This window comes from Geodermatophilus africanus, assembly GCF_900107105.1.
GTDB classification, from domain to species: Bacteria; Actinomycetota; Actinomycetes; order Mycobacteriales; family Geodermatophilaceae; genus Geodermatophilus; species Geodermatophilus africanus.
In genome coordinates this window covers 57924-72718 of sequence record NZ_FNOT01000008.1, presented here as the reverse complement: position 1 = coordinate 72718, position 14795 = coordinate 57924, and the positions used below count along the sequence as shown (strand labels likewise).

General features: G+C 76.3%; 11 protein-coding genes. 6 read left to right on the top strand and 5 right to left on the bottom strand.

The window, feature by feature from the left end:
• The first annotated feature begins 5 nt into the window (after positions 1-5).
• From BLW63_RS15550 to BLW63_RS15540, 3 genes are all read left to right on the top strand, one after another.
• Positions 6-5117: a SpoIIE family protein phosphatase gene (locus BLW63_RS15550; protein WP_091158165.1), complete on the top strand. Its 5112-nt coding sequence runs from the start codon at positions 6-8 to the stop codon at positions 5115-5117.
• A 114-nt stretch (positions 5118-5231) separates the two neighbouring features.
• Positions 5232-6218: a sensor histidine kinase gene (locus BLW63_RS15545; protein WP_170856798.1), complete on the top strand. Its 987-nt coding sequence runs from the start codon at positions 5232-5234 to the stop codon at positions 6216-6218.
• A 32-nt stretch (positions 6219-6250) separates the two neighbouring features.
• Complete coding sequence (locus BLW63_RS15540; protein WP_091158160.1) at positions 6251-6748, top strand: MarR family winged helix-turn-helix transcriptional regulator; 498 nt, start codon at positions 6251-6253, stop codon at positions 6746-6748.
• A 92-nt stretch (positions 6749-6840) separates the two neighbouring features.
• Here BLW63_RS15540 and BLW63_RS15535 read toward each other — a convergent pair whose 3' ends face one another.
• Both BLW63_RS15535 and BLW63_RS15530 read right to left on the bottom strand, forming a co-directional pair.
• Complete coding sequence (locus BLW63_RS15535) at positions 6841-7908, bottom strand: ATP-dependent DNA ligase (RefSeq protein ID WP_244522602.1); 1068 nt, start codon at positions 7906-7908, stop codon at positions 6841-6843.
• 96 nt (positions 7909-8004) lie between these two features.
• Positions 8005-8847 (bottom strand): alpha/beta fold hydrolase, encoded by an 843-nt coding sequence (locus BLW63_RS15530; RefSeq protein ID WP_170856797.1) that lies wholly within the window; start codon positions 8845-8847, stop codon positions 8005-8007.
• A 56-nt stretch (positions 8848-8903) separates the two neighbouring features.
• Here BLW63_RS15530 and BLW63_RS27380 point away from each other — a divergent pair, with 56 nt between their 5' ends.
• The 3 genes from BLW63_RS27380 (at position 8904) to BLW63_RS15515 (ending at position 10246) form a co-directional block, all read left to right on the top strand.
• Positions 8904-9488: a TetR/AcrR family transcriptional regulator gene (locus tag BLW63_RS27380; protein ID WP_211517128.1), complete on the top strand. Its 585-nt coding sequence runs from the start codon at positions 8904-8906 to the stop codon at positions 9486-9488.
• Entirely contained in the window at positions 9488-9982 is a 495-nt protein-coding gene (locus BLW63_RS15520; protein ID WP_091158155.1) for a DnaJ family domain-containing protein, read from the top strand. Before BLW63_RS27380 ends, BLW63_RS15520 begins: the two co-directional genes overlap by 1 nt.
• 63 nt (positions 9983-10045) lie before the next feature.
• Complete coding sequence (locus tag BLW63_RS15515) at positions 10046-10246, top strand: hypothetical protein (RefSeq protein ID WP_091158152.1); 201 nt, start codon at positions 10046-10048, stop codon at positions 10244-10246.
• A gap of 159 nt (positions 10247-10405) precedes the next feature.
• Here the strand turns inward: BLW63_RS15515 and BLW63_RS15510 are convergent, their stop codons facing one another.
• From BLW63_RS15510 to BLW63_RS15500, 3 genes are read right to left on the bottom strand one after another with little or no spacing between them, the layout of a single operon-like run.
• Positions 10406-12280 carry a hydantoinase B/oxoprolinase family protein gene (locus tag BLW63_RS15510; RefSeq protein WP_091158150.1) on the bottom strand — a complete coding sequence of 625 codons (1875 nt, stop codon included), beginning with the start codon at positions 12278-12280 and terminating at the stop codon, positions 10406-10408.
• Positions 12277-14349, bottom strand: a complete 2073-nt coding sequence (locus BLW63_RS15505) for a hydantoinase/oxoprolinase family protein (RefSeq protein WP_091158147.1) — start codon at positions 14347-14349, stop codon at positions 12277-12279. The genes BLW63_RS15510 and BLW63_RS15505 overlap by 4 nt, the downstream gene beginning before the upstream one ends.
• 52 nt (positions 14350-14401) lie before the next feature.
• On the bottom strand, positions 14402-14755 hold the full coding sequence (locus tag BLW63_RS15500) for a hypothetical protein (protein WP_091158145.1): 354 nt from the start codon (positions 14753-14755) through the stop codon (positions 14402-14404).
• Positions 14756-14795: the final 40 nt, after the last annotated feature.

Below are 14795 nucleotides of genomic sequence, written 5' to 3'. Positions count from 1 at the left end.
GCGGAGTGAACGGTGGGGACCCCGGCGCCTCGCTGTTCGCCGGCGGTGGCGAGGTCGGCCGCGCGATGGCCGCCGTCGACTGGGCGCAGACGCCGCTGGGGCCGCCGGAGCAGTGGCCCTCGGGGCTGCGCCACACCGTCCGGATCCTGCTGACGTCGCGCTTCGCGATGTGGGCCGGCTGGGGTCCGGAGCTCGCCTTCTTCTACAACGACGCCTACCGGCACGACACGCTGCAGGCCAAGCACCCGTGGGCGCTGGGCCGGCCGGCGTCGGAGGTCTGGGCCGAGATCTGGCCCGACATCGCGCCGCGCACGCAGGCGGTGCTCCGCGACGGCACCGCCACCTGGGACGAGGACCTGCTGCTCTTCCTGGAGCGCAGCGGCTACCCGGAGGAGACGTACCACACCTTCTCCTACAGCCCCCTGCCCGCCGACGACGGGAGCAACGGCGGCCTGTTCTGCGTGGTCACCGAGACCACCCAGCAGGTCGTCGGCGAGCGCCGGATGGGCACGCTGCGCGACCTCGCCGCGGCCCTCGGGGCGGCCCGCTCCGAGGAGGCGGTGCTCGCCGGCACGGAGGAACAGCTCGCCCGCAACCGCACCGACCTGCCGTTCAGCGCGGTCTACCTGCTCGACGACGACGGCACCGCCCGGCTGGGCGGCGCGGTGGGCATCGAGCCGGGGTCGACCGCCGTCCCCCGGGTGCTGACCGACGACGGCGTCTGGCCGCTGGCCCGGCTGCTGGGCGGCGAGGCCGTGCTCGTGCCCGACCTCGGCGAGCGGTGCCCCGGCCTGCCGACCGGCGCCTGGGACTCACCACCGGTGCAGGGCGCCGCGCTGCCGATCGCCTCCTCGGCACCCGACCGGGCCGGGCTCGCCGGCTTCCTCGTCGTGGGCCTCAACCCGCACCGCCGCTGGGACGACGACTACCGCGGCTTCCTCGGCCTGGTCGCCCACCAGGTCTCCGCCGCGCTCACCAACGCCGGCAGCTACGAGGCCGAGCGGCGGCGGGCCGAGGCGCTGGCCGAGCTGGACCGGGCCAAGACCGACTTCTTCAGCAACGTCAGCCACGAGTTCCGCACGCCGCTGACGCTCATCGCCGGCCCGGTCGCCGAGCTGCGCGCCTCCCCGGCCGCGGCGTCGGACCCCCGGCTGCGCGAGGAGCTCGAGGTGATCGAGCGCAACGCGCAGCGGTTGGGCAAGCTCGTCAACACCCTGCTCGACTTCTCCCGCATCCAGGCCGGCCGGATCGAGGCCCGCTTCGAGCCCGTCGACCTCGCCGCCACCACCGCGGAGCTGGCCAGCGTCTTCCGCTCCGCCGTCGTCCGGGCGGGGCTGGACTTCACCGTCGACTGCCCGCCGCTGGCCGCGCCGGTGCACGTCGACCGGGACATGTGGGAGAAGGTCGTCCTCAACCTCCTCTCCAACGCGCTGAAGTTCACCTTCACCGGCGGCATCGCCGTGCGGCTGCGGCAGGACGCCGGCGGTGCGCGGCTGACCGTCAGCGACACCGGCACCGGCATCCCCGCCGACGAGCTGCCCCGCCTGTTCGAGCGCTTCCACCGGGTGACCGACGCCCGCGGCCGGTCGGGCGAGGGCAGCGGCATCGGCCTGGCGATGGTGCGCGAGCTGGTCGCGCTGCACGGCGGTGACGTCGACGTCGAGAGCACCCCGGGCGCCGGGACGACGTTCACCGTCACCCTGCCGCTCGGCACCACCCACCTGCCCCCCGAGCGGCTGGCCGAGCCCGTGCGGGACGCGCCCGCCGTCTCACCGGCGGTCGTCCCGTTCGTCACCGAGGCGCTGCGCTGGCTGCCCGCCGGTGAGGCGGCTCCCGGCGCCGAGCTGCCGCCCGCAGTCCCGGGTCCGGCCGCGGTGTCCGGGCGGGTGCTGGTCGCCGACGACAACGCCGACATGCGGGGGTACCTGCGGCGGCTGCTCGGCCCGCACTACGAGGTCCGGGCGGTCGCCGACGGCCGGCAGGCGCTCGAGGCGGCGCTGGCCGACCCGCCCGACCTCGTCGTCAGCGATGTGATGATGCCCGGGCTCGACGGCCTCGGGCTGCTCGCGGCGCTGCGCGCCGAGCCGCGCACCGCCCGGGTCCCGGTGGTGCTGCTCTCCGCCCGCGCCGGCGAGGGGGCCGCCGTCGAGGGCCTGGCCGCCGGAGCCGACGACTACCTGGTCAAGCCGTTCTCGGCCCAGGAGCTGCTGGCCCGGGTCGGCGCGCACCTCGAGCTCGGCCGGACCCGCCGCGCCGCGGAGGAGCGGTTCACCGCGATGGCTGACGTGGCGCCGGCGCTCATCTGGGTGGCCGACCCCGACGGGCAGCGGGTGTTCGTCAACCGGGGCTGGACCGAGTTCACCGGCCGGCCCGCCCGCGAGGAGGTCGGCGACGGCTGGGCGCAGGGTCTGCACCCCGAGGACCGCGACCGCTACGCCGAGGTGGTCGCCGCGGCCACCGCCTGCCGCGAGGGCTGGGAGGTCGACGTCCGGCTGCACCGCGCCGACGGCACGTACCACTGGCTGCTGGAGCGGGCCGCGCCGATCGGCGCCGGCGAGACGTTCGCCGGGTACGTGGGCAGCTGCACCGACATCAACGCCCGGACCCGCGAGACGGCCCGCCAGACGCTGCTCGCCGAGGTGGGCACCGCGCTGGACCGGGAGACCACCGTCGACGGCCAGCTCGGCGCACTGGCCCGGCTGCTCGTCGAGCAGCGGCTGGCCGACCTGTGCAGCGTGCGGCTGCTCGGGGACGACGGCCGGCTGCGCTTCGCCGGCATCGCGGGCCTGGACGGCACCGCCGAGGCCGCGATGGCCTCCCTCGACCCGCACAGCGGGCTGAGCCTGCAGGTGTTGGGCACCGGCGCCTCCGTGCTGGGTGAGCAGCTGTCCTGGCCGCCGCCGCCCGGCCAGGACGAGCGGGGCTGGCCGCTGTCCGCCCTCTCGGCGATCGCGGTGCCGCTCGCGGTCCGCGGGGTGCTGCGGGCGGTGCTGGTGCTGGGGCGGGACAGCGCCGCGCCGCCGTACGACGACGACGACCGGGTGCTGCTCGAGGAGGTCGCCGGGCGCGCCGCCCTGGCGGTCGACAACGCGGCGCTGCTCGCCGAGGAGCGGGCGGCAGCACGGCGGCTGGCCCTGCTGCAGCAGGCGACCGCCGAGCTGTCGGCGGCGACCACCCCGCAGGAGGTCGCCGCGGCCGCCGGCGGCCACGTCCGCGCGCTGGCCGGCACGCACAGCCGGGTCGCGGTGTACGAGGTCGACTCCTCCCACCGCGCCCTGTCCGTGCTGGCCATCGACGGCGGCAGCCCGGCGGGGATCGAGATGTGGCGGACGGTGCCGATGTCGACGCCGCTGGTTGCCACTACCGCGGTCACCGAGCGACAGGCGGTCTGGATCGAGGACGTCCGGACCCAGCCCGCGGCCGGCCTGGGGCTGGCGCCCGAGCTGGCCGCGTCGGCGCGGGACTTCGGGCTGGCCGCGGTGGTCGCCCTCCCGCTGATCGCGGCCGGCCGGGTGGTCGGCGTCCTGTCGGTGGCCTGGCCGGAGGTGCAGCGCTTCTCCGCCACCGACCGGGCGATGCTGCTCGCCGTCGCCGAGCAGTGCGCGCAGGCCCTCGACCGCGCCCGGCTGTACCGGGCCGAGCGGGGCATCGCCCAGACGCTGCAGCTGAGCCTGCTGCCGGCGCAGCTGCCCGCCCTGGAGCGGCTGGCGCTCGCCGCGCACTACCTGCCCGGCGCCGAGGGCACCCAGGCCGGCGGGGACTGGTACGACGTCGTGGAGCTGGCCGACCACCGGATCGCGATCGCCGTCGGGGACGTCGTCGGCCAGGGGCCGGCCGCCGCCGCGGTGATGGGCCAGCTGCGCAGCGCGCTGTCCACCGCGCTGCTGCAGGGCTGCGGCCCGGCGGAGGCGCTGGAGCTGCTGGACCGGTTCGCCGCCCGGCTGCCCGGCGCGCTGGCCTCCACCGCGGCCTGCCTCGTCGTCGACGGCACGGCCGGCACGGTCACCTGGGCCCGGGCCGGTCACCCGCCGGCGCTGCTGGTGACACCCGACGGCGCCCGGCTGCTCGACGGCCAGGGGTCCGGGACCGTCCTCGGCGCGCCCGGTCGTCGTCCCTACACCGAGGGCACCGTCGACATCGCCCCAGGCGCGACGCTGCTGCTCTACACCGACGGACTGGTCGAGCGCCGCGGGGAGGTCCTCGACGACGGGCTCGAGCGGGTCCGGGCCGCCGCCGCCCGCCACGCGGCGGCCGACCCGGTCGCGCTGACCGGGCGGCTGCTCGTCGAGGTCCTTGCCGACGCCGACCAGCCCGACGACGTCGCGCTGATCGCCGCCCGGCTGGTGCCGGAGCCGCTGGAGGAACGGCTGGCCGCCGACCCGCGCCGGCTCTCCGCCGTCCGGCGCGCCGTGACGGCGTGGGCGGCGGCGGCCGGGCTGCCCGAGGAGACCGCCGAGGACCTGCAGCTGGCGCTGGGGGAGGCGCTGGCCAACGCGGTCGAGCACGCCTACGCGGCGTCCCCCGACGAGGGCGAGTGCAGCTACGTGGTGGCCCGCGAGGCCGACGGCGGCGTGCGGGTCGAGGTGTGCGACACCGGCGTGTGGCGGCCACCGCCGGCCGACCGGGGCTACCGCGGCCGCGGCCTGGAGCTGATCGAGGCGCTGGGGACCGACGTCGAGGTCGTGCACGCCCCGGGGATCCAGGGCACCACCGTCCGCTTCCGCATGGCGCCCCCCGTCCCCGCCCCGCAGGCCCGCCCGGAGCCCGGTCCGGCGCGGCCGCCCTGGAACGGCGGCGCGAGCGTGGCCGTGCACGACGAACCCGAGGGCACGCGGCTGGCGGTGCACGGCGAGGTCGACCTGGCCACCGCCCGGCAGGTCCGCCAGCAGGTGCTCGCCCGGCTCGGGCAGCTCGGCTCGGGGGCGGTCGTCACGCTGGACCTCACGGCCACCGACTACCTGGCCAGCGCCGGGGTCGGGCTGGTCCTGGAGGCGGTGGCCCGGGCGCGGCAGGCCGGCGTCGAGCTGCGGGTGCGCACCCGGCCGGGGACGCCGCCGGCGCGGATCCTCGCCCTGGCCGGGGTCGACGAGCTCGTCCCGGGCGTAGCGCTCGCGTGACGGCGCGGTCACCGGGTACCCCGCCGAGGAGCGGGGGTGGCCGTGTACGAGGATGAGCCAGCACCCGGCGGGAGCCCCCGGCCGGAGGGAGGACCGGACGAGGTGGACCGAGCGGTGGGTGAGCCCCGGGCGTGCCCGCCGCACCCGCGCAGCGCGGCAGGGTCCCCGGTGCTGTCGCGGCACGCGGTCGCCGTGGTCCGCGGGGAGGCCGACCTGCTGGCCGTCGCCCTGCCCTTCCTCGAGGCCGGGCTGCGCGCCGGGAACTCCGTCGCCCTGGCCTGCCCGCCGGAGGTCGTGGCGCTGCTGTGCGGCGAGCTCGGCGATCGGGCCCGGCAGGTCCGCGACGACCCGGGGCTGAGCCTGCTGGGTGCCCGGGCGCCCGATGCGCTGGCGCACGCGTGGCGGACCGCCGAGCAGGCGAGCTCCGGTCAGCTCCGGGTGCTCTCCCTGGTCGACTTCGGGTTCACCTCCGCCGGCTGGCGCGAGGGGCTGCGGTTCGAGTCGGCGGCCAACCGCGTCATGCAGGACGCGCCGATCGACTGCCTGTGCGTCTACGACCGGCGCCGGCTGCCCGCGGCGGTCGTCGAGGCCGCCGCCGCCACCCACCCGTACCTGGTCCACGACGGGGCGTGGGCGCGCAGCCCGGCCTACCGCGACCCGGCCGACTACCTGGCGCAGCTGCCCTGGCCGCGCGAGCCGGTCGAGGACAGCGCCCCGGTGCTGGCCCTCGACGACGTCCCCAGCCTGGTGGCGCTGCGCCACGAGATCGGCACCGCCCTCTCCGCCCGGGTGCCCGACCGCGACCAGCGGGAGGACCTGCACCTCGCCGCCGCCGAGGTCGCCGCCAACGCCTTCCGGCACGGCGTCCGGCCGGTGTCGGCGCGGATCTGGGCCGACGACGAGCGGGTGGTCTGCACCATCACCGACTCCGGGCACTCCTTCGCCGACCCGCTCGCCGGCTTCCGCCCGGCCCACGGCGCCGACCTCGGCCGCGGCGGCATGGGCCTGTGGCTGGCCCGCAAGCTGTGGGACTCCGTCGACCTGCTGCCCGGCCCCGCCGGGCTCACCGTCCGGCTCAGCACCCGCCTCCACCCGGCTTGACGGCGTCGATACCTCACTGCTGAGGTACCGGCGTGGGGGACGCCGTCGACCAGATCCTGGCCCAGTGGGCCCACGAGCGCCCCGACCTCGACTGCAGCCCGATGGGGGTCGTCGGGCGCATCTCCCAGCTCCAGCGCGAGGTCTTCCTCGCCCAGCGCGCCACCTTCGCCCGTCACGGCCTCGACGTCCCCTCGTTCGACGTGCTGGCCGCGCTGCGCCGGGCCGGGCCCCCGTACCAGCTGACCCCCACCGCGCTGATGCGGACCGCGCTGGTCACCTCCGGCGCCATCACCCAGCGGCTGGACCGGCTGGAGGAGAAGGGGCTGATCACCCGGGAGCGCAGCGAGGCCGACGGGCGGGCCGTCGTCGTCACGCTGACCGAGGCCGGCCGGGCGGCCCTCGACGCCACGCTGCCCGACCACCTGGAGACCGAGCGCCGGCTGCTGGCCGGGCTCTCCGGCGACGACCTCGACGCCCTCGCCGGCCTGCTGCGCCGGCTGCTGATCGCCCTCGGCCGCGTGCCCAGCTGAGGTGTGGCCGTCGATGGGTGGGGGCCGGAGCCCCTGACCGGCAGCGCTGATCGGGGCGCGGCCGTCCGTCGAGGGGCGCGAGAGGCCCGGGATCAGACCCCGGGCACGTCGTCAGGCGCGAGATCGGGGCGGACCCGCAGGAAACGCATCGGGTGGCGGAAGACGCCGGCCTGCAGCGCGGCGTCCGCGCTGACCTCGACGACGACGTCCGGGCGCACGCGGGTGAGCGGCACCGACAGCCGGCCGCCGCCGAAGGCGCCGGTGCCGATCCGGTCCGGCCACGGGTGGTCCGGCCCGGCCGGCGCGAGGACGGCGGCCAGCTCGGCGGACTGCGCGGGCGCCAGCGGGCTGGTCCGGCCGACGACGACGAGCTCGCCGGCCCGGTACCGCCCGGCCACCAGCTGGCTGGGCCGCTCGAGCGACCCGATGACGCCGCCGGCGAGCACCTCGGTCGACTCCCAGGACTTCACCTTCAGCCACTCGCGGCGGCCGGGCGCGTACCGGCTGCCGGCGCCCTTGGCGACCAGGCCCTCAACCCCGGCGGGGCGGAAGTCGACCGACCACTGCCGGGCCTCGGCGGGGTCGGTGGTGACCGGTGAGAGCTGCATCGGCGGGGCCCAGCGGGCGGCGAGCTCCTCCAGGGCGGCCCGCCGCTCCCGCAGCCGGCGGCCGCGCAGGTCGGCGCCGCCGAGTGCGAGCACGTCGAAGGCGACGTAGGAGGCCGGCGCGGCGGCCGCGAGCGTCCCGACCCGGCCGCGCGGGGCGACCATCCGCTGCTGGAGCAGCCCGAAGTCCAGCCGCGAGCCGTTCCACACGACGACCTCGCCGTCGAGCACGGTGCCCGGCGGCACCTGCGCGACGGCCGCGGCGACAACGTCCGGGAAGCGCGACGACAGGTCGCGGCCCTGGCGGGACCAGACCCGGGTGGTGCCGCCGGTGCGGACGACGACCAGGCGGTAGCCGTCCCACTTGGGCTCGTACAGCACGCCGCCGGGCAGCGCGTCGGCCCGCGGGAGGTCGCGCACCGGCTTGGCCAGCTCCACCGCGACCGGTCCGGCCAGCTCGGGCGGCACGTCGGGCAAGCCGGGGACGGACAGCGGCACGACGGCCAGCGTGGGGCCTCCCGGCCGCGTGCACAGGTCGCTGAGCTGCTGGTTCACCCATTCGTGGCAGGTCGCCACCCTCCGCGAGGACGCCGGGGTCCCCGCACGAGCGGTGCTGGAGGTCAAGACACGATCCGGCAACGGCGCGACAGGTCAGCGGGCGGCGGTGGTCAGCACCCTCCCGACGGCGTCGGCGACCGCGTCCGGCCGGTCCCGGGGGACGAACGTCAGGGCGTCGTCCAGCCAGGTGACCGACGTGCCCAGGAGGTCGGCGAGCCGCTCGGCGTCGCGGGGCGGGAAGACCCGGTCGTGGCGTCCCCACACCACGGCGGCCCGTCCGGCCAGTGCCGGGAGGGCCTCGGCGGCGGCCAGCAGCGGTCCCGGCCGGATGGCGCGCAGGAACGCGGTCAGGTCGGCGCGGACCGCCGGGTCGGTGCGGGCCGGGCGCAGCCAGTCGTGGACCAGCGCGCGGCCGAAGCCGCGCGTGGTGAACGGGTTGAGCCGGCCGGGGTCGGCGAACAGCGCCGGGACGGCCAGGGTGCGGACCAGGAGCCGGGTCGTCCCCGGGATCGCCGCGAGGGCCGGTAGCGGGCGGAGCAGCGGCGGTGGGAAGTGCTCGAACGCGTCGCACCCGGCGAGCACCAGGCCGGCGACCCGCGCAGGCTCGGCAGCCGCGGCGAGCTGCGCCAGCGCGCCCCCGGTGTCGTTGCCGAGCAGCACGGCGCTGTCCAGGCCCAGCCCGTCGAGGACGTCGATGACCGCGCCGGCGGCCTCGGTCGGTGTCAGCCGGGACCGGTCGGGGACCGCTCGCCGGTGCGCGCCCAGCGGGAGGTCGGGGACTACTACCCGCGCGTGCGGGGCGAGGTGTCGCGCCGTCTCGTCCCACAGCCGGCCGTCGACGAGGGCCCCGTGCACGGCCAGCACGGCCGGCCCGTCGCCGGTCACCCGCACCGGGACGGGACCCACCCGGGTCGGGATCTCGAGCTGCGTGATCATGGTCGCCTCCTCGTTTGTAGCGAGTGCTACACGGCCGGGACTGTAGCGTCTGCTACATGACAGGGGGAAGGGGTCGGCCGGAGCAGCGCGAGGCATTCCTCTCGGGAGCGGTGGAGCACGTGCTCCGCCACGGTGTCGCCACCCTGTCGCTGCGCCCGCTCGCTGCGGCGCTCGGGACCAGCGACCGCATGCTGCTGTACTACTTCGGCACCCGGGAGCAGCTGCTGACCGCCGTCCTCGGCACGGTCGGGGAGCGGCTGCAGGCCCAGTTCGCGGCGACCCTGCCCGCCGACCCGGTGTCCCCGGCGGCGCTGCTGCGCGGGCTCGCGACGGCTCTGCAGGAGCCGGCCGCCGAGGCCTCGCTCCGGCTGTACGTCGAGGTCAGCGGCTTGGCGGCCCGCGGCCAGGAGCCGCACCGGACGGTCGCGGCGGCGGTGGCCGAGGGGTGGTCGTCCTGGTTGGGGTCGCGGCTCGACGTGCCGGACGGCGAGCGGGCGGACGCCGCGGCGGGTGTGCTGGCGGTCGTCGACGGCCTCCTGCTCGTCCACTTCCTCGCCCCGGGGCAGGCAGCCGACCGTGCGGCGGGCTGGCTCGTCGAGCGGCTGACGGGGCCGCACGAGACGGGGTACCAAGGAGGGTGATGACCGAGCGCAAGCCCCCGGGGATGGCCTTCGAGACCTGGATCGACCACCAGATCACCCAGGCGCAGCAGCGCGGGGCGTTCGAGGGGCTCGAGGGTGCCGGCCGTCCACTGCCGCGGCGGGACAGGGAGCAGACCAGCTACGAGTGGGCGCTGGAGTGGGCGCGTCGCCAGCAGGCCGACCCGCGCGACCTGCTGCCGCCGGGCATGGCGCTGCGCCGCGAGCGGGAGGACCTCGCGCTGCGGGTGCCGCAGCTGCCCAGCGAGGCCGCGGTGCGCGCCACGGTGGCGGAGTTCAACGCGCGGGTGGAGCAGCACTGGCGGCGGCCGGCGGACGGGCCCGACGCCGTCCCGGGGCTGGCCGACGAGGACGCGCTGGTGCGGCTGTGGCACGCCACCCGCCCGCCGCCGTCGGCTGCCGGGCCGGTGGTGGCCCCGCCGTCCGTGCCGGTGCGCGCCCGCTGGTGGCGCCGCCGCCGTTCGCCGCGGGCGTAGCGGCCAGGCGCATCCGCCCCGGGGGGCCGGGTAGGTGAGCAACCCCGAGATGAGGAGGTCGCCATGACCGAGGTGCCGGGAACCGACCGCGACGAGGCGCGCGAGAACGTCCTGCACGAGACGCCGCTGGTCCCCGAGGACGTCGAGGACGCGGGGGACGACGACCCGCGCCACACGGATCACCCGACGTACGGCGGCGACGAGGGCCAGACCGGCGACGACGTCAAGCCACCGCCCGGGAGCACCGAGTTCGGCACGCGCTGACCCCCGGCCGCCGAGCTCGGCCTGGCCCCGTACCCGGACGACAACCGCCGGGTGCTCGCCACGCTGGCCTGGCTTCACGCGAAGTGACGCCCCGGCGAGATCGCCGATCTCGCACGGACGCGGGGGTGCAGCCGTGCGAGATCGCCGATCTCGCCGGCCTCAGAGGACGTCGAACTCGTTGGACGTCGCGCCGCCCGACAGCCGCGCGTAGCCCGGGCCGCGGTCGAAGAACGGCTCGTCGCCGGTGCGCTTCGCGCGCATCTCAGTGCGCAGGGCCTCGGTGGCGGCGACATCGGCCGCGCCGTCGTCGAGCAGGACCACGCCGTAGTCCTCCCGGGCGCCGACGACGCTCACCTTGCGCCAGGCGAGGTCGCGGAGCACCTCCTCGACCGGCCGGTCCAGCGGGTCGCCCCAGCCGCCGCCGCCGGTCGTCCGGATGCGCACGACGGTCCCGGCCGCCAGCGGCTCGGCGTCGGCCAGGGCGTCGACGTCGTGCTCGTCCGGCCCCCCGGGGTCGACGGTGATTCGGAACGGCCGCCCGGCGCGGCCCCCGGCGACTCCCCAGCAGGACAGGATCGAGCGGTCGGCGATCGACATGAAGTGCGCGTCGCGCAGCACCCGGATGTGCTTCTCGTAGCCGCACCCGCCGCGGTAGCGGCCCGGCCCGCCCGAGTCGACCGCCAGGCCCAGCCGCTCCACCCGCAGCGGGAAGCGGGACTCGGTGAACTCCGTCGGCAAGTTCCGCGAGTCGGGGACGACGTGGATGGTGTCCTCGCCGTCGGCGTAGTACCGCCCGCCCGAGCCGCCGCCGAGCACCTCGCGCATGAGGTAGGGCTGGCCGTCGGCGTCGGTGCCATACACGCCGGTGTAGCGGATCGTCTCCTGGTCGGCGGGCATCCGGCCGCCGGTCGCCTTGGCCAGCACCCCGGCCAGCACCCCGAGCAGCCGCAGGATCACGAAGGTGCGCGCGTTGGTCGGTGCCGGGAAGACCGGCGTGAGCAGCGTGCCCTTCTCCGGGAAGCGCATCTCGATCAGCGGGACGACGCCCTCGTTGACGTCGAGCTCGGCCATCCGCTGCGGCGTCTCGGCGAGGTTGCGCAGGATCGGCGCCAGCCACTTCTTGAGGAAGTTGCCGTCGGCGTAGTCGCCGCAGTGGTTGATCGGACCCTTGGCCTGCGGCCCGGTACCGGTGAAGTCGATGACCAGCGGGACGTCGGCGGAGCCGTCCATGGTCAGCGTGATCCGCTGCCGGTGCAGCTTCGGCGGCTCCACGCCGTCGTGCTCGGCGTAGTCCTCCCAGACGTAGGTGCCGTCGGGGATCTGCGAGAGCACCTCCCGCCGGTAGACCTCGGTGGAGTTGGCCAGGATCGCGTCGAAGCAGGCCTCGACGGCCTCCACCCCGTACCGCTCGAACAGCTCGCCGAGCCGCCGCGCGCCGTTCAGGCAGGCCGAGCACTCGGCGTCGAGGTCGGCGGCCAGCGAGTCGGGCATCCGGGAGTTGCGGGTCATGATGGCCAGGGCCGCCTCGTTGCGGACACCGCGGTCCCACAGCTTGATCGGCGGGACCATCAGGCCCTCCTCGTACACGCTGGTCGCCGCCGACGGCATGGAGCCCGGGACCGCGCCGCCGATGTCGTCGTGATGGCCGAAGGCCTGCACGAACGCGACGACCCGCGCCTCTGGACCGACGGGGCCGTCCACCTCGGCGAAGACCGGCACGGTGACGCACAGGTCGGGCAGGTGCCCGATGCCGCCCTCGGAGAGGTAGACGTCGTTGTGGAAGTAGACGTCGCCGACGTTCATCGTCTCGATCGGGTGGTCGCGCACCACCGGGTGCACCAGCGCGGAGTACGAGCGGCCGGTGAGCTTGCGCAGCTGCCGGTCGTGGATGCCGGCCCGGAAGTCGTGCGCGTCGCGGATCATCGGCGACCGCGACGTCCGCCCGATCGAGGTCTCCACCTCCTTCTCGATCGCGGCCAGCGTGCCGGCCACGATCTCCACGAGCACCGGGTCGGCGGTCTGCACCGTGCTCATCGGGCGGTCCTCTCGATCAGCAGATTGCCGTGGGTGTCGACGGTGGCGGCGAAGCTGGGGTGCACCGGCACGGTGGAGCCGAACTCCTCGATCACCGCCGGCCCGTGGACCACGTCGTCGGGCGCCAGCCGGGGGCGGTCGTACGTCGGGGTGTCGGTCCAGTCGTCGAAGAACACCGGCCGCGTGCCCGTGACGGCCCGGTCCGTCACGGGCGCGTCGGCCGGTGACAGCTCCACCAGGTCGGGACGGCGGATCGGCCCGATGCCGCTGACCCGCAGGTTGACCCACTCGACGGCCTGCCGGGGGTCCTCGGCGAAGTCGTAGCCGTAGAGCAGGCGGTGCCCGGCGTGGAAGGCCTGGGCGACGTGCTCGGCGGCGACGCCGTCCAGGTCGCCGTCCGGCACCGGGACCCGCACCTCGAACGCCTGGCCCACGTAGCGCAGGTCGGCGCTGCGCTGCACCCGCTGCCGGTCGCGGGGGAAGCCCTCGCCGTCCAGCGCCCGGCGGGCCCGGGCCTCCAGCTCGCCGAACACGGTGCGCACCCGGTCGAGGTCGAGGTCGGCGTGCCGGCTGATCGCCGTCTGCACGTGGTCGTTGCGGACGTCGACGGTGAGCAGGCCGAAGGCGCTGAGGTTGCCCGGGTCCGGCGGCACGAGGGTGCGGGGCAGGCCGAGGACGTCCATCAGCCGGCAGGCCAGCAGCGACCCGGAGCCGCCGAACGTGGTGAGCGTGAAGTCGCGGACGTCGAGGCCGCGGGCCACCGTGACCTGGCGCAGCGCGTTGGCCTGGTTCCACGCGGAGATCTCGAGGATGCCGGTGGCGGTGCGCTCCAGGTCCAGGCCCAGCGTGCCGCCGAGCTGCGCCAGCCCGTCGCGCGCGGCGTCCACCGACAGCGGGATCTCCCCGCCCAGCAGGTGCGGCGGGATCCGGCCGAGCACCACGTGGGCGTCGGTGACGGTCGGCTCCGAGCCGCCGCCGGGGTAGCACATCGGGCCCGGGTCGGCGCCCGCCGAGCGCGGCCCGACCTTGAGCGTGCCCTCCGGCGACAGCCAGGCGATCGAGCCGCCGCCCGCGCCGACGGTGACGACGTCGATCATCGGGATCTTCGACGGGTAGGCGCCGACCGAGCCCTCTGTGGTGAGCGCGGGCTCGCCGTCGACCACGACCGTGACGTCGGTGGAGGTGCCGCCGCCGTCGCAGGTGAGCACCCGGTCGAACCCGGCCGCGCCCGCGACCAGGGCCGCGCCGAGAGCCCCCGCGGCCGGCCCGGAGAGCATCGTGGTGATCGGCTGGTGCACGACCTCCTCGGCCGACAGCACGCCGCCGTTGCTCTTCATCACGTAGAACGGCACGCCCGGTGCGATGCCGTCCAGCCGCTCGCGGATCGCCGTCACGTACGCGGCCACGCGCGGCTTCACCGCGGCGTCGACCAGCGTGGTCACCGACCGCTCGTACTCCCGGTACTCGCGCAGCACCTGCGAGCTGATGCTGACCACCGCGCCGGGGTGCTCCTCGCGCAGCACCTCCAGGACGCGGCGCTCGTGGGCGTCGTCGGCGTAGGAGTGCAGCAGGCAGACGCCGACGGTGCCGACGCCGGAGGCCCGGAAGAACCGGGCGGCGGCGCGGGCGTCGTCCTCGTCGAGCGGACGGACCTCGGCCCCGTGGTGGTCGAGTCGGCCGCGCACGGTGCGCACCAGGTCGGCGGGCACGATCCGCGGCGGCTTGACCCAGAAGTAGCTGTTGCCGTAGCCGTCGGGCACCGACTGCCGGGCGATCTCCAGGACCGACTCGTAGCCCTCGGTGGTGATGAAGCCGATCCGGTCGAGTTCCCCCTCGAGCAGCTGGTTGGTCGCGACCGTCGTCCCGTGGCTGACCGCGGTGATGGCGTCGCCGTCCAGCCCGAGCCGGTCGAGCACCCTGCGGACGCCGGTGAGGAAGCCCTCCGCCGGGTCGGCCGGGGTGGACGGCGTCTTGGTGGTCGTCGTCCGGCCGGTCGCCTCGTCGAGCGCGACGACGTCGGTGAACGTCCCGCCGGTGTCGATGCCGATGCGGACGCGGCGCGGCTCCATACGCGGATACCTTAGGGCTGAGATACCTCTCCGCGGAAGCGTCAGCCGGCGGTCAGCGCCGGCGCGGTCGTCCCCACGACGAGCGCGACGCTGAGCGCGGTGAGCACGAGGGCCCCGTCCGGACGGCGTGCGGCCGCCGGCGGCGGGCGGCGAGGACGAGCACTCCGGCGGCCGGCAGCAGCACGCCCGGACCGACCCACCCGGCCGTGAGCCAGGCGCTGGACGTCGCGCACGGCGCGCACCCGGCCGTCGTGCAGCTGTGGGTGCCGGTGCAGTCCGTCATCACGCCGAAGCCGACACCCAGGCTGCCGACGGTCGCGAGGAACAGCACGACGGCGAGGGCGAGGCCCACCGGCGTCCACAGCGTCCACGGCCGGACGGCGGCAGGGTCCCGGGGCGCGGGCATGCGGGCACCCGCCAGGACGGCGGGCCGTGTCGCCGGTGGC